General features: G+C 68.0%; 14 protein-coding genes and 1 tRNA gene. 12 read left to right on the forward strand and 3 right to left on the reverse strand.

Translation table 11 applies throughout. The features are described from left to right. Window positions 1–3 precede the first annotated feature (3 nt). From ybgF to cysC, 5 genes are all read left to right on the forward strand, one after another. Window positions 4–753, forward strand: a complete 750-nt coding sequence (ybgF, locus tag WJ35_RS08070; RefSeq protein WP_069239015.1) for a tol-pal system protein YbgF — start codon at window positions 4–6, stop codon at window positions 751–753. 58 nt (window positions 754–811) lie between these two features. Continuing rightward, window positions 812–887 (forward strand) — tRNA-Lys (locus tag WJ35_RS08075). A 609-nt stretch (window positions 888–1,496) separates the two neighbouring features. After that, window positions 1,497–1,826: a carboxymuconolactone decarboxylase family protein gene (locus WJ35_RS08080; RefSeq protein WP_060236147.1), complete on the forward strand. Its 330-nt coding sequence runs from the start codon at window positions 1,497–1,499 to the stop codon at window positions 1,824–1,826. Between the two features lie 116 nt (window positions 1,827–1,942). Next, on the forward strand, window positions 1,943–2,776 hold the full coding sequence (locus tag WJ35_RS08085) for a class II glutamine amidotransferase (protein WP_069239016.1): 834 nt from the start codon (window positions 1,943–1,945) through the stop codon (window positions 2,774–2,776). A 505-nt stretch (window positions 2,777–3,281) separates the two neighbouring features. Beyond that, window positions 3,282–3,869, forward strand: a complete 588-nt coding sequence (gene cysC / locus WJ35_RS08090) for an adenylyl-sulfate kinase (RefSeq protein ID WP_069239017.1) — start codon at window positions 3,282–3,284, stop codon at window positions 3,867–3,869. 240 nt (window positions 3,870–4,109) lie between these two features. On the opposite strand, the gene WJ35_RS08095 is transcribed toward cysC, so the two are convergent. Beyond that, window positions 4,110–4,793, reverse strand: coding sequence for a DedA family protein (locus WJ35_RS08095; protein WP_069239018.1), 684 nt, complete (start codon window positions 4,791–4,793; stop codon window positions 4,110–4,112). Window positions 4,794–4,967: 174 nt separating this feature from the next. On the opposite strand from WJ35_RS08095, the gene mutL reads away from it, so the two are divergent. After that, a complete protein-coding gene (mutL, locus tag WJ35_RS08100; protein ID WP_069239019.1) occupies window positions 4,968–6,962 on the forward strand; it encodes a DNA mismatch repair endonuclease MutL in 1,995 nt (664 codons plus the stop codon). Next, window positions 6,959–7,933: a tRNA (adenosine(37)-N6)-dimethylallyltransferase MiaA gene (miaA, locus tag WJ35_RS08105; RefSeq protein WP_069239020.1), complete on the forward strand. Its 975-nt coding sequence runs from the start codon at window positions 6,959–6,961 to the stop codon at window positions 7,931–7,933. The genes mutL and miaA overlap by 4 nt, the downstream gene beginning before the upstream one ends. A 26-nt stretch (window positions 7,934–7,959) precedes the next feature. Here the strand turns inward: miaA and WJ35_RS08110 are convergent, their stop codons facing one another. Together WJ35_RS08110 and purM are read right to left on the reverse strand one after the other, a co-directional pair. Further along, on the reverse strand, window positions 7,960–8,340 hold the full coding sequence (locus WJ35_RS08110; protein WP_011883373.1) for a YybH family protein: 381 nt from the start codon (window positions 8,338–8,340) through the stop codon (window positions 7,960–7,962). Window positions 8,341–8,447: 107 nt separating this feature from the next. Beyond that, window positions 8,448–9,503: a phosphoribosylformylglycinamidine cyclo-ligase gene (gene purM, locus WJ35_RS08115; protein ID WP_010091456.1), complete on the reverse strand. Its 1,056-nt coding sequence runs from the start codon at window positions 9,501–9,503 to the stop codon at window positions 8,448–8,450. A gap of 223 nt (window positions 9,504–9,726) precedes the next feature. Between purM and hda the strand changes: the two genes are divergently transcribed. From hda to WJ35_RS08140, 5 genes are read left to right on the forward strand one after another with little or no spacing between them, the layout of a single operon-like run. Then, a complete protein-coding gene (hda, locus tag WJ35_RS08120; protein ID WP_029226419.1) occupies window positions 9,727–10,467 on the forward strand; it encodes a DnaA regulatory inactivator Hda in 741 nt (246 codons plus the stop codon). An 11-nt stretch (window positions 10,468–10,478) separates the two neighbouring features. Continuing rightward, window positions 10,479–11,156 (forward strand): HAD family hydrolase, encoded by a 678-nt coding sequence (locus WJ35_RS08125; RefSeq protein ID WP_010091454.1) that lies wholly within the window; start codon window positions 10,479–10,481, stop codon window positions 11,154–11,156. 21 nt (window positions 11,157–11,177) lie between these two features. Further along, the gene (gene pcnB / locus WJ35_RS08130; RefSeq protein WP_060236159.1) at window positions 11,178–12,698 is read left to right on the forward strand and encodes a polynucleotide adenylyltransferase PcnB; all 1,521 of its coding nucleotides are present in this window, start codon (window positions 11,178–11,180) and stop codon (window positions 12,696–12,698) included. 33 nt (window positions 12,699–12,731) lie between these two features. Continuing rightward, entirely contained in the window at window positions 12,732–13,277 is a 546-nt protein-coding gene (gene folK, locus WJ35_RS08135; RefSeq protein ID WP_060236161.1) for a 2-amino-4-hydroxy-6-hydroxymethyldihydropteridine diphosphokinase, read from the forward strand. Next, a complete protein-coding gene (locus WJ35_RS08140; RefSeq protein ID WP_060236163.1) occupies window positions 13,274–13,960 on the forward strand; it encodes a deoxynucleoside kinase in 687 nt (228 codons plus the stop codon). Before folK ends, WJ35_RS08140 begins: the two co-directional genes overlap by 4 nt.

Consider the following 13,960-nt stretch of genomic DNA (forward strand, 5'->3'; position numbering starts at 1 on the left):
TGTATGACGCACCGTGAATCCTGGCTGCGCGTGGCCGCAGCCCTGTGCGTCGTCGGCGCGGCGTGGTCGGCCGCGCCGGCGCACGCCGGCATGTTCGACGACAACGAGGCGCGCCGCGCCGTGCTCGATCTGCGCAGCAAGAGCGACAATCTTGCGAACCAGCTCGCGGCCGCGCAACGCACGATCCTCGATCAGACCGCCCGCCTCGACCAGCTGAACCAGCAGGTCGCGACGCTGCGCGGCGAGAACGAGGATCTGACGAACCGCCTCACGACGCTGGAACGTCAGCAGAAGGAGTACTACACCGATCTCGATACGCGGCTCAAGAAGTTCGAGCCGGAGCAGAAGACGGTCGACGGTGTCGAAGGCACCGTTCAGCCGGGCGAGACGGATGCGTTCAATGCGGCGCAGCAGCAGTTCCGCGACGGCAACTTCAAGGCTGCCGCCGCGTCGTTTCGCAGCTTCATCGCGAAGTATCCGCAGAGCCCCTACCAGCCGAGCGCGCAGTACTGGCTCGGTAATGCGCAGTACGCGCTGCGCGACTACCGCGGCTCGACGGCGACGTGGCAGGGCATCGTGAGCAAGTTCCCGCAGCATCCGCGTGCAGCCGACGCGCTCGTCGCGATCGGTACGAACCAGCTCGAGCAAGGCCAGAAGGCGGCGGCGAAGAAGAGCTTCGAACAGGTCGTTTCGCAGTACAACGGAACGAGCGCGGCGCAGACGGCGCAGGGCAAGATCGAGAGCATCAAGTAAATCGTCGCGACGGGTCGTTGACAGGTATACGACCCGCCGCTATAATCTTTTGCTCTTTGGGTCGTTAGCTCAGTTGGTAGAGCAGCGGACTTTTAATCCGTTGGTCGCGTGTTCGAGTCACGCACGGCCTACCAAGGATGTAAAAAAGGGGCTTCCGGGAAACCGGAAGCCCCTTTTTCATTGATGCTCGCCGGTTGAGTCCCCGGGCTGCCGCGGCCGCGTCTCCATCGCCCTACCCGTTCTCCGACATCCTCGCCGCGACGACCACGCTCGTTCGCGTCATCCTGCACGCTGCGTGCGCAGCCATCGCCGCAGCGTCGCACCGAGCACCGCACGGAACGCCTGCTCCGAGTGCGAGCCGAGCGCTAACCCGATCGCCGCTTCGCCCGCGCCGCGTCTGCTGCAGGAACGCGCCACGCGCGCATCGTCCGGCTCCCCACGACGAACGGGCCAATACCCTTCCACGGAAATGTCGCGCCGAGATCGACCGGCAACAGATGAAACGCGACCATGCGACATCGCGAGCGGACGGTCGACGCCGGCCCGGGCAAGGCCGCCGCATGCATCCTTCACCTCGACGTGACTTCCTGCCCGACGACAACCATCGACGCCACGCGTCCATGAGACGTTTACGCCAAAAATGTCGCTATCGGCTATCGAAACCCTCATCCGTAACGCCCAGAATAGCCATGCATCGCCCGAGATCGCGGCACCAGCCGCTCAACCCATCCAAAGGACGCATCATGCTGAACTGGAACGAATATCGCAAGGAACTCTCGACGCGCATCGGCGATCTGGCGAAGTTGTCGCCCGATACGCTCGCCGGCTACCAGGCGCTGGCCGGCGCCGGCGCGAAGACCGGCCATCTCGACGCGAAGACGCGCGAGCTGATCGCGCTCGCCGTCGCGGTCACGACGCGCTGCGACGGCTGTATCGCCGTGCACACGGCCGAAGCCGCCAGGCACGGCGCGACGAAGGAGGAAGTGGCGGAAGCGCTCGGCGTGGCGGTCGCGCTGAACGCGGGCGCCACGCTCGTCTATTCGGCGCGCGTGATGGATGCGATGGGCGACTGACGCGCGCGCCGCGTAGCCGCCGAATCGTCACCCGACGATCGCGGCGGCCAGTCCAGCGGGCCGGCCGCCGCGAACTCCGCTACCATGCGCGACAGTTCATCGCGAAGGAGCGCCCCATGTGCCGCTGGCTCGCCTACACGGGCAACCCGATCCACCTCGAGACCGTCCTGTTCCGTGCGAAGCATTCGCTGATCGACCAGAGCCTGCATTCGGAGCTGGGCGCGACGACCACCAACGGCGACGGCTTCGGCATCGGCTGGTACGGCCACCCGGACGAACTCCCGTTCCGCTACCGCTCCGTGCATCCCGCGTGGAACGATCGCAACCTGCGCGAAGCCGCGCGTGCGATCCGCTCGCGGATGTTCGTCGCGCACATCCGCGCGGCGACCGCCACGCCGGTGCAGGAAACCAACTGCCATCCGTTCCGGCACGGCCGCTGGCTGTTCGCGCACAACGGCCTGATCCGCGATCTGCCGAAGCTGCACCGCGACCTCGCGATGAAGATCGATCCGGCGCTGTTCCCGACGATCGAAGGGTCGACCGATTCGGAGCTGATGTTCCGCCTCGCGCTGACGTTCGGCCTCGAACAGTCGCCGCTGCCGGCGCTCGAGCGGATGGCCGGCATCATCGAGGACATCGCCGCGCGGCACCGCGTGGACCTGCCGCTCAACATGACGGTCTGCGTGACCGACGGCGAGCAGATCATCTCGGTCCGCTACTCGAGCGAGCGGCAATCGCGCTCGCTGTTCCACAGCACGTCGTTCCGGCACCTGCACGAACTGTATCCGCACAATCCGCGCATCGCCGAAGCGGGTGACGATGCGTTCATGGTGCTGTCCGAGCCGCTCGTCGACCTGCGCGGCGCGTGGGAGGAAATTCCGGAAAGCACGGCGATCGTCGCGCATGGGGCCGATGTACAGCAGCGGCCATTCAATCCAAGGCACAAGTGACGCGCTTTTCTCGGAATATCAGTCACTTGCCGAGGGCGCGGCATTGCGCCAGGGGATATTTATCCGCGGAAATTCGCGGCGTAAAACCTCGCGCAAAAAATATGATTCTAAAATCCTCGAGATTGACATCCGATTAACGAACCATCTTGCGGCCCCATTTTAATCTGGCAATTCTATTTAAAACGGAAATACTCGCCACCGCATTATCCGTGCCGAAATGGAAAGTCACGCCATTACGCGCGCGATACGCTGATGCGATGTCAGCCATACCGGGCAAGGCGGCGGCAATAATGCCTGGGTTCGTTTCAATTCGATTACCACCCTTATTTCAAATTGTTACGCAGTCCGTGGAAATTGCCAGTCGCGCACCCTCCGCTGCAATATTTCGTAATAAGATAGGAAATTTACGAGACATCGAAAAGCACGTTACAATCGGCCGACATTGCGATCGACAGATCGACTCAAAACAAAATTGCCCCTCGATTTTCGGCATATCGGCTCTGAAATGAATCATCCTGCCAATCCTTCTCCGCCCGATCCATTGTCCGGCGGCCGCAGCGCATTTTCGGGCCCGAACCCGCGCCCGTTCGTCGTGTGGCTGACGGGCGTGTCGGGCGCCGGCAAGTCCACGCTCGCCAGCTTGCTGAAGCTGCAGCTGGACGCGCTCGGGCATCGAACTTATCTGCTCGACGGCGACACGCTGCGCGAAGGGTTGAACCGGGATCTCGGCTTCAGCGATGCCGACCGGCGCGAGAACATCCGACGCACGGCCGAAGTGGCGCGGCTGATGACGGATGCGGGCTTCATCGTGATCGCCGCGCTGATCTCGCCGTTCGCGGACGCACGCGCCCAAGCGCGTGCGCGCTTCGCGCCCGGCACCTTCGTCGAGGTATTCGTCGACGTGGCGCTGGAGGTTGCCGAGGCACGCGATCCGAAGGGGCTGTACGTGTTGGCGCGACGCGGAACCATCCAGCAATTCACCGGCATCGGCTCGCCGTACGAGCAACCGGAGTCGCCCGAAGTACACGTGAGGACGGCGGAGGCGAGCCCCGACGCCTGCGTGGCCGAGATCATGCGGCAATTGCCGTTGTAGGCCGCGCTCGCACTGCAAGCATCGAGACACCATTGCGGCGAGCACGCGCAACACATCGACTGCGGCGCGCCCCGCATCCGGGTCGTCCGGTCATCCACGGCAGCGGCTGCACGTCGATTCCTTCGTCGAGCGCCGCATGCGCCGCCTGCGCACCCGCACCGCAACCAATGCACAAAAAAGCGGGGCAGCTCCCGTCGAGCTGCCCCGCTTTTTACTTCAATCGACAGAAACCGCGCCTGCTCAGCGTCCGCCCGTCTTCTGCGTGCTGCCCGACTGCCGCCCGCGCACGAGCTTCCACAGCGCGCCGAACGCGACCGGCACGGCCGCCGCGCCGATCCCGGCCAGCACGATCACGTTCAGGTACTGGCGAACGAAGGGAATGTTGCCGAAGAAGTAGCCGAGCAGCACGAGCAGCAGCACCCAGATCAGCGCGCCGAGCACGTTGAAGAGCTGGAAGCGCGTAACGCTCATCGACGACGCGCCTGCGACGAACGGCGCGAAGGTCCGCACCACCGGGATGAAGCGCGCGAGCACGATCGTCTTGCCGCCGTGCCTGTCGTAGAAGCTGTGGGTCTTCTGCAGCGCCGCGCGGTCGAGGAAGCGCTCGAGCACCGGAATGTGCGTATTGAAGACCTTCGGCCCGATCCAGCGGCCGATCAGGTAATTGACGGTGTTGCCGGTGATCGCCGCGACGAGCAGCAGCACGATCAGCGCGCCGACGTTCATTTCGCCGGTCGCCGCGAACGCGCCGCCGATGAACAGCAGCGAATCGCCCGGCAGGAACGGAAACACGACGAGGCCCGTTTCGCAGAACACGATCAGGAACAGCACCAGATACACCCAGGCGCCGTATTGCCGGATGAAGTCGCCGAGGAATGCGTCGATGTGCAGGACGAGATTGACGAAATGAAGCAGCGTATCCAAATGCGGTTCCTTCAGGGCAGGCAGGCCGGTGACGGCACAAAGGGCGGAATCGCCCGCCCGGCAAGGGCGGCGCGTGAAACGCAGTCATCATACCGAAACTCCCTTAAGGCTCCGTGAAAAAACGTAACGGATCGCCGGCCCGGCGCGCGCCGGCGGCCTCGCTATAATTCGGCCATGTCCGAATTCACCGAAACGGCCGCGGGCGCCACGCCCGCCGCTGATCCGCACTATCCGCACTCGCCGCGCCCGCTGCGCGCGATCCAGCCCCTGCCCGACCAGCTGATCAGCCAGATCGCCGCGGGCGAAGTCGTCGAGCGTCCGGCGTCGGTCGTCAAGGAGCTGCTGGAGAACGCGCTCGACGCCGGCGCGAACACGCTGCGCATCGTGCTCGAGGAAGGCGGCGTCAAGCGCATCTCGATCACCGACGACGGCTGCGGGATCCCGCCCGGCGAGCTGCCGCTCGCGCTGATGCGCCACGCGACGAGCAAGATCCGCTCGCTCGAGGAGCTCGAAGCGGTCGCGACGCTCGGGTTCCGCGGCGAAGCGCTCGCGTCGATCGCGTCGGTCGCCGAGATGTTCATCACGAGCCGCACGGCCGATGCGGCGCACGCGACGCGCATCGACGCACAGACCGGCGTGCTCGCCCCCGCCGCCGGCGCGGTCGGCACGACGATCGAGGTGCGCGAGCTGTACTTCAACACGCCCGCGCGGCGCAAGTTCCTGAAGAGCGAGCAGACCGAGTTCGGCCATTGCGTCGAAATGATCCGCCGCGCGGCGCTCGCGCGGCCGGACGTCGCGATCTCGGTGCTGCACAACGGCAAGGCCGTCGAGCACTGGAACGCGACCGAGCCCACGCAGCGGGTCGCGAAGATCCTCGGCGAAGGCTTCGCGACCGCGTACCTGCCGCTCGACGAGCGCGCCGGGCCGCTGGCCGTCTACGGCTGCGCCGGGCTGCCGACCGCGAGCCGCGGCCGCGCCGACCAGCAGTATTTCTTCGTGAACGGCCGCTTCGTGCGCGACAAGCTGCTGACGCACGCGGTGCGCGCCGCATACGAGGACGTGCTGCACGGCGACCGCTACCCGTCCTACGTGCTGTTCCTCGACCTGCCGCCCGAGGCCGTCGACGTGAACGTGCACCCGTCGAAGATCGAGGTGCGGTTCCGCGATTCGCGCTCGATCCACCAGTACGTGTTCCATGCGGTGCAGCGCGCGCTGGCCCGCCATGCGGGCGCGTCGCCCGAAACCACCGCCGGCGGCCACGCCGCACACATCGCAGCGGCGCCGGGCCCCGCTTCGTTCCAGGGCACGCCGCTCGGCCAGGCGGCGAGCGGCGGCGGCAGCCCCGCGCCCACGCCGTCGCAAGGCAGCACGTGGCTGCGCCAGGCGCGGATGACGCAAGGCACGCTGCCCGTCGCGCAGCCGCTCGCGCTCTACGACGCGCTGTTCGGCCGCAAGGACAGCGGCGCGGGCACGCCGGCCGGCACCACGGCGGTCGCGCATGACGCAGCCGACGCCGGCGACGCGCCGACCGCACCGCTGGCGGGATTCGCCGCCGCGCCGTCGCTCGCCCGCACCGCGTACGACGACCAGCCGCTCGGCTTCGCGCTCGGCCAGATCCACGGCATCTACGTGCTCGCGCAGAACGCGCACGGGCTCGTGATCGTCGACATGCATGCGGCGCACGAGCGGATCCTGTACGAACAGTTCAAGCATGCGCTCGCCGACCGCTCGGTCGCGGTGCAGGCGCTGCTGCTGCCGGTGTCGATGAACGCGACGCCGGTCGAGATCGGCACCGTCGAAGAGGAGCGCGAGACGCTCGAATCGCTCGGCTTCGACCTCGCGGTGCTGTCGCCGACGACGCTCGCGATCCGCGCGGTGCCCGCGCTGCTGAAGGACGCGGACCTGCAGGCGCTCGCGCGCGCGGTGCTCGCCGACCTGCACGCGTTCGGCGGCTCGCGCGTGCTCACCGAGCGCCAGCACGAGCTGCTCGGCACGCTCGCCTGCCATCACGCGGTGCGCGCGAACCGCCGCCTCACGCTCGACGAGATGAACGCGCTGCTGCGCCAGATGGAAGCGACCGAACGCGCGGACCAGTGCAACCACGGCCGGCCGACCTGGTACCAGCTCACGCTCGGCGACCTCGACCGCCTGTTCATGCGCGGCCAATGAGCGTGTCGCAGTCTCCCGCTCAAACGACGATCGCCTGCCTGCTCGGGCCCACCGCGTCCGGCAAGACGGCCGCGGCGCTGGCGCTCGCGGCACGCCGGCCGATCGAGATCGTCAGCGTCGATTCGGCGCTCGTCTACCGCGACATGGACATCGGCACCGCGAAGCCGACCCGCGACGAGCGCGCGCGCGCGCCGCATCACCTGATCGACATCATCGACCCGGCCGACGCGTATTCGGCCGCCCAATTCCGCGCCGACGCGCTGCGGCTGATCGGCGAGATCGCCGCGCGCGGCCGCACGCCGCTGCTCGCCGGCGGCACGATGCTGTACTACAAGGCGCTGACGCAGGGGCTGAACGACCTGCCGTCCGCGGACCCGGCCGTGCGCGCGGAACTCGACGCGGATGCCGCGCGCGACGGCTGGCCGGCCCTCCACGCGCGGCTTGCGCAGGTCGACCCGGAGACGGCCGCGCGCCTCGCGCCGAACGATTCGCAGCGCATCCAGCGCGCGCTCGAAGTCTTCATGCTGAGCGGCCGGCCGATGTCGGCGCTGCTCGCCGCGCCGCCGCGCGCGGACGATGCGGCGGCCCGCTACCGGTTCGTGCCGGTCGCGCTCGAGCCGTCCGACCGCGCGGTGCTGCACGCGCGGATCGCGCAGCGCTTCGACGCGATGCTCGATGCGGGCTTCATCGACGAGGTCGAGCGGCTGCGCCGCCGCGACGACCTGCATCTCGGGCTGGCGTCGATGCGCTGCGTCGGCTACCGGCAGGCATGGGAATTCCTCGACGGGGCGACCGACTATCGGACGATGCGCGACAAGGGCATCTTCGCGACGCGCCAGCTGTGCAAGCGGCAGCTCACCTGGCTGCGCGCGATGCCGGAGCGGATCGTCGTCGACTGCGTCGCGGCCGATGCGGCCGCGCGAGCGGTCGACGCGCTCGAACGCGTGCTCGACGGCCTCGCCGCGCGCTGACGCGCCCGCGTCGCGAGCCGCCGCACTTACTGCGCGAGCGTCACGAGATTGGCGTCGCGCACCAGCTGCCAGCGGCCGTCGCGCTTGCGGAAGATCGTCAGCGTGTGGCCCGAGCGCCGCACGGTGTCGCCGCCCGGCGGCGTCGCGTCGATCTCGATGAAATTGCGCAGATACGCCCAGTCGCCCATCACGCGCAGCTCGTCGATCCGGTAACGGCCGTCGACGGCCGCCGCGTGCGCGCCGCGCGATGCGGCTGCGAACGCCGCCTTGTCGAACGGCGGCTGGCCGGCGACCATGAAGATCGCATCGTCGGCGATCAGGTCGAGCACGGTCGCCAGATCGCCGCGGCGGCTCGACACGAACCAGGTTTCCACCAGCGTGCGAATCGCGTGTTCGTCTTCGGTCATCGTCGTCCCTCCTTCAATGCCGCATCGGCACGCCCGCGCCGAGCGCGAAAAAAAACCGCCCGGATCGACTCCGGGCGGCTTTCGTCACTGCATGCTGCGGCGGCGCGTCAGACCACGACCGTCTGCGCTTCACCTTCGCGGCTCGCGCGCACGACGCCGATCTTCCACACCTGCTCGCCGGCCGCCGTCAGCTGGCTGACCGCTGCGTCGGCATCCGCCGCCGACACGATCACGGCCATGCCGATCCCGCAGTTGAACACGCGATGCATTTCCGCGTCGGCGACGCCGCCATGCTCCTGCAGCCACTGGAACAGCGGCGGCAGCGGCCACGCCTTCTGGTCCAGCTCGGCCGTCAGGCCTTCGCGCAGCACGCGCGGAATGTTCTCGACGAGGCCGCCGCCGGTGATGTGCGCCATCCCCTTCACGGCGATCTTTTCCATCAGCGCGAGCAGCGGCTTCACGTAGATGCGGGTCGGCGCCATCAGCGTGTCGGCGAGCGAGCGGCCGTGGAAATCGGCCGACAGGTCCGGGTTCGCGCGCTCGATGATCTTGCGCACGAGCGAGAAGCCGTTCGAGTGGATGCCGCTCGACGCGAGGCCCAGCACCACGTCGCCTTCGGCGATCGTGCTGCCGTCGATGATCTTGCTCTTCTCGACCGCGCCGACCGCGAAGCCCGCGAGGTCGTATTCGCCGTCCGGGTACATGCCCGGCATTTCGGCGGTTTCGCCGCCGATCAGCGCGCAGCCCGACAGTTCGCAGCCTTGCGCGATGCCCTTGACGACGGTCGCGGCCGTGTCGACGTCGAGCTTGCCGCACGCGAAGTAGTCGAGGAAGAACAGCGGCTCGGCGCCCTGCACGAGGATGTCGTTCACGCTCATCGCGACGAGATCCTGGCCGACCGTATCGTGTTTGTTCAGATGAAACGCGAGCTTGAGCTTCGTGCCGACGCCGTCGGTGCCCGACACGAGCACCGGCTCGCGGTACTTCTTCGGCACCTCGAACAGCGCGCCGAACCCGCCGATGCCGCCGAGCACGCCGTCGCGCAGGGTTTTCTTCGCAAAAGGCTTGATCTTGTCGACGAGCGCGTCGCCCGCGTCGATGTCGACGCCCGCGTCACGATAGGACAGACCTTGAGCGTCAGGAGCGGATTTCGGAGGATTCATGGGGGAATGCGAGAAGGTCGGTAAAATGCGATTTTACCCGAAGCCGGCCCGCTGGCCGGAATTCCCCGCATCGATTCGTCAGGGATTGCATCTTGGCCAACACGTCCCCGTTTTCACCGCTGAGCGAGCCGCGCCGGAACCCGCGCGCCGCCGTGCGTGCGGCCGCGCGTGCAGCCATCGACGCCGCGCTCCCCGGCGCACGTTTCACCAACCGACCCGCATTGTGACTGTGTCCCGTCAACTGACGCTCGATCTCGGCACGCCGCCCCCCGCCACGTTCGACAACTTCATCACGGGCGAGGAAAACGGCGAGCTCGTCACGCGGCTGCAGAAGCTCGACCTCGCGCTGGCGGCGGGCCCCGTGCCGGACCGGTCGTTCTACATCTGGGGCGAACCCGGCAGCGGCCGCAGCCACCTGCTGCAGGCGCTCGTGAGCGACGCGTCGTACGGCTACGCGCGCTACCTGACGCCGCAAAGCCCGCTCGGCGCGTTCACGTTCGATCCGCGCATCGGCATCTACGCGATCGACGACTGCGACCGGATGAGCGACACGCAGCAGGTCGCGCTCTTCAACCTGTTCAACGAGGTCCGCGCACATCCGTCGAGCGCGTTCGTCGCGGCGGGCCCCGCGGCGCCGCTCGCGCTCGACGTCCGCGAGGACCTGCGCACGCGCCTCGGCTGGGGGCTCGTGTTCCACCTGTCGCCGCCGTCCGACGCCGGCAAGATCGCCGTGCTGAAGCTCGCGGCGAAGGAGCGCGGGATCGCGCTCACCGACGACATCGCGGCTTACCTGCTGACCCATTTCCGCCGCGACATGCCAAGCCTGATGGCGCTGCTCGACGCGCTCGACCGTTTCTCGCTCGAGCAGAAGCGCGCCGTCACGCTGCCGCTGCTGCGCCGGATGCTGGCCCGCCCCGGCGACGACATCGCGCCGCCGGGCGCGGGCCCGAACCGCTTCGAGTAAAATGCGCATCCATGACTAATCTGGCACTCTTTGACCTCGATCACACGCTGATCCCGACCGATAGCGACCACGAATGGGGCCGCTTCATGGTGAAGCTCGGCATCGTCGACGCGGAAAGCTTTTCGCGTCAGAACGACCAGTTCTTCGCCGACTACAAGGCCGGCAAGCTGGACATCCACGCGTACCTCACGGCGATGCTCACGCCGCTCGCGAAATATTCGCGCGCGCAGCTCGCCGAGTGGCACGACCAGTACATGCACGAGGTGATCCGGCCCGCGATGACGCCCGCCGCGCTCGAACTCGTGCGCCAGCACCTCGATGCCGGCGACCTGTGCTGCGTCGTCACCGCGACCAACGAATTCATCACGCGGCCGATCGCGACCGCCTTCGGCGTCGACACGCTGATCGCGTGCGAGGTCGAGACGACCGACGGCCACCCCGACTCGCCGTACACCGGCCGGCCGACCGGCACACCGAGCTATCGCGAAGGCAAGATCGTGCGCACCGAAGCGTGGCTCGCGTCGCTCGGCAAGCACTGGGACGATTTCGAGCACAGCTACTTCTACAGCGACTCGCACAACGACATCCCGCTGCTCGAGAAAGTCACCGACCCGATCGCGACCAACCCCGACGACACGCTGCGCGCGCATGCACGCGACCGCGGCTGGCGCATCCTAGATCTCTTCTGAACGTCGTAACGTCGTAACGTCGTGATCAAGAAATTCATCCGCAAGCTGCTCGGCCAGGACGACGCCGCGCAAACGCCCTCCGCCGCCGCCACCGATGCGGCGCCCGCCCCGCGCACCGCGAAGGGCGCCCGCGGCGCCGCCGCGAAGCGTCCGCGCAGCAACCACGAGCCGACCGTCGTGCCCGCGAGCGTGCACCGCATCGATCCCGCGCTGATCTCGAAAAACGCGGTGCGCGTGACCGATACGCTGCAACAGGCGGGCTTCCGCGCGTTCATCGTCGGCGGCGCGGTCCGCGACCTGCTGCTCGGCATCGCGCCGAAGGACTTCGACGTCGCGACCGACGCGACGCCGACCGAGGTCCAGCGCCTGTTCCGCCGCGCGCGCCTGATCGGCCGCCGCTTCCAGATCGTCCACGTGCAGTTCGGCCAGGAGCTGATCGAGGTGTCGACGTTCCGCGCGCTCGTCGATCCGCCCCCTGCCGAGGCCGAGCCGCCGAAGCGCCTGAAGCGCGACGAACTCGACCGCCGCACGCACGCGGTCGACGCGAGCGGCCGCGTGCTGCGCGACAACGTGTGGGGCGAACAGCACGAGGACGCCGCGCGCCGCGACTTCACGATCAACGCGATGTACTACGACCCGTCGACGCAAACGGTGCTCGACTACCACGACGGGATGGCCGACGTGCGTGCGCGCCTGCTGCGGATGATCGGCGACCCGGCCACGCGCTATCGCGAGGACCCGGTGCGGATGCTGCGCGTGGTGCGCTTCGCGGCGAAGCTCGGCTTCGACATCGAGCTGCATACGCGCGAGCCGATCAACGCGCTCGCCGACCTGATCAACAACGTGCCGGCCGCGCGCCTGTTCGACGAGATGCTGAAGCTGCTGCTGTCCGGCCACGCGCTCGCGTGCCTGAAGCAGCTGCGCGGCGAAGGCCTGCACCACGGGCTGCTGCCGCTCCTCGACGTCGTGCTCGAACAGCCGCAGGGCGAGAAGTTCATCACGCTCGCGCTGAACAACACCGACGCGCGCGTGCGCGCCGGCAAGCCGGTGTCGCCGGGCTTCCTGTTCGCGACGCTGCTGTGGCACGACATGCGCCAGCGCTTCGAGCAGTACACGGCCGACGGCGAGTTCCCGGTGCCCGCGCTGCATCGCGCGATGGACGACGTGCTCGACATGCAGACCGAGAAGCTCGCGATCCACAAGCGCTACTCGGCCGACATGCGCGAGATCTGGGGCCTGCAGCTGCGCCTCGAGAAGCGCTCCGGCCGCAGCGCGCTGCGCCTGCTGGAACACCAAAGATTCAGAGCGGGGTATGATTTCCTCCTGTTACGCTGCGAATCCGGCGAGCTGGATCCTGCCGTCGGGCAGTGGTGGACGGAATTCATCGAAGGCGACGCGGCCGCGCGCGACGCATTGCTCACGCAGGGCGGCAACAAGGAGAAATCGCCCCGCAAGCGGCGCCGCCGCGGCGGCGCGAAGAACCGCAAGGGCACCGAAGGCGCGGAGCAGGCGTCGGACGGCCCGGCCGGTTCCGACGACTGACGCGCGCCGGCGAACGACGTAGGAAGTGATGCCATGACGGTTGCATATCTCGGACTGGGGGCGAATCTCGGCGATGCGCGCCAGACCTTGAAGGACGCGGTGGTATGCCTCGCGCAGCAGCGCACGGTCGCCGTGCTCGACAAGTCGAGCCTGTATCGCACGGCCCCGGTCGACGCCGGGGGCGACGACTACTACAACTGCGCGGTCAAGATCGACACGACGCTCGCCGCGCGCGAGCTGCTCGCCCTCTGCCAGAAGATCGAACATCACTTCGGGCGCGAGCGCCCGTACCGCAACGCGCCCCGCACGCTCGACATCGACATCCTGCTGTACGGCGTCGACTCGATCGACGAACCCGACCTGATCGTCCCGCACCCGCGCCTGACCGACCGCGCGTTCGCGCTCGTGCCGCTCGTCGAGCTCGACCCGGCGCTCCACATCCCGGCGCGCGGCCGCGCCGAGGCATTTCTCGCCGCGGTCGCGAGCCAGCGCATCGAGAAGGTCCAGACCTGCAAGTGCCCGATGCAGAGAGCGCTCGCCGCTGCCGGCAACGGCGCCGACAAGAACCCCTGCCGATGAACCCGACACCGCTGACCGTCACCGCGCCGGACCTGCGCGCGCCGCACCGCTATCTCGTGATCGAAGGCCCGATCGGCGTCGGCAAGACGACGCTGGCCCGCCTGCTCGCCGAGCGCTGGTCGATGCAGACGCTGCTCGAGCGCCCGCAGGACAATCCGTTTCTCGAGCGCTTCTACCGCGACACCGCGCGCTATGCGCTGCCGACGCAGCTGGCGTTCGCGCTGCAGCGCGCGCAGCAGGCGCGCGAACTGAGCGCGGCGCTGGACACGGGCCGGCCGGTCGTCGCCGATTTCATGCCGCAGAAGAACGAGATCTTCGCGCGGCTGAACCTGCCGGAAGACGAGTGGCAGCTCTATCGCGCGCTCGCGGCGCACGTCGACGCGCCCCGGGCGAGCGCCCCCGATCTCGTCGTCTACCTGCAGGCGAGCCCCGAGGTGCTGTTCGCGCGGATCCAGAAACGCGGCCTGCCGATGGAGCTGCAGATCAGCGACGCCTACCTGCGCGCGCTCGTCGACGCGTACAACGAATTCTTCTATCACTACGACCGCACGCCGGTACTGACGGTCGCCGCGGAACACCTGAATCCGCTGGACTCCCCCGAAGATCTCGCATTGCTGGTCGAGCACATCGCAACGATGCGCGGCCGCAAGGAATTCTTCGTCAAGGGCGAGACGACGCGCTGA

It is taken from the genome of Burkholderia ubonensis (assembly GCF_001718695.1).
GTDB classification, from domain to species: domain Bacteria; phylum Pseudomonadota; class Gammaproteobacteria; order Burkholderiales; family Burkholderiaceae; genus Burkholderia; species Burkholderia ubonensis_B.

Coding starts and splice junctions, on each gene's coding strand:
- WJ35_RS08085 (WP_069239016.1), top strand. CDS start 1,943: ATGTGCCGCTGGCTCGCCTACACGGGCAACCCGATCCACCTCGAGACC.
- mutL (WP_069239019.1), top strand. CDS start 4,968: ATGTCCGAATTCACCGAAACGGCCGCGGGCGCCACGCCCGCCGCTGAT.
- WJ35_RS08140 (WP_060236163.1), top strand. CDS start 13,274: ATGAACCCGACACCGCTGACCGTCACCGCGCCGGACCTGCGCGCGCCG.
- ybgF (WP_069239015.1), top strand. CDS start 4: ATGACGCACCGTGAATCCTGGCTGCGCGTGGCCGCAGCCCTGTGCGTC.
- cysC (WP_069239017.1), top strand. CDS start 3,282: ATGAATCATCCTGCCAATCCTTCTCCGCCCGATCCATTGTCCGGCGGC.
- miaA (WP_069239020.1), top strand. CDS start 6,959: ATGAGCGTGTCGCAGTCTCCCGCTCAAACGACGATCGCCTGCCTGCTC.
- purM (WP_010091456.1), bottom strand. CDS start 9,503: ATGAATCCTCCGAAATCCGCTCCTGACGCTCAAGGTCTGTCCTATCGT.
- WJ35_RS08080 (WP_060236147.1), top strand. CDS start 1,497: ATGCTGAACTGGAACGAATATCGCAAGGAACTCTCGACGCGCATCGGC.
- WJ35_RS08125 (WP_010091454.1), top strand. CDS start 10,479: ATGACTAATCTGGCACTCTTTGACCTCGATCACACGCTGATCCCGACC.
- folK (WP_060236161.1), top strand. CDS start 12,732: ATGACGGTTGCATATCTCGGACTGGGGGCGAATCTCGGCGATGCGCGC.
- WJ35_RS08110 (WP_011883373.1), bottom strand. CDS start 8,340: ATGACCGAAGACGAACACGCGATTCGCACGCTGGTGGAAACCTGGTTC.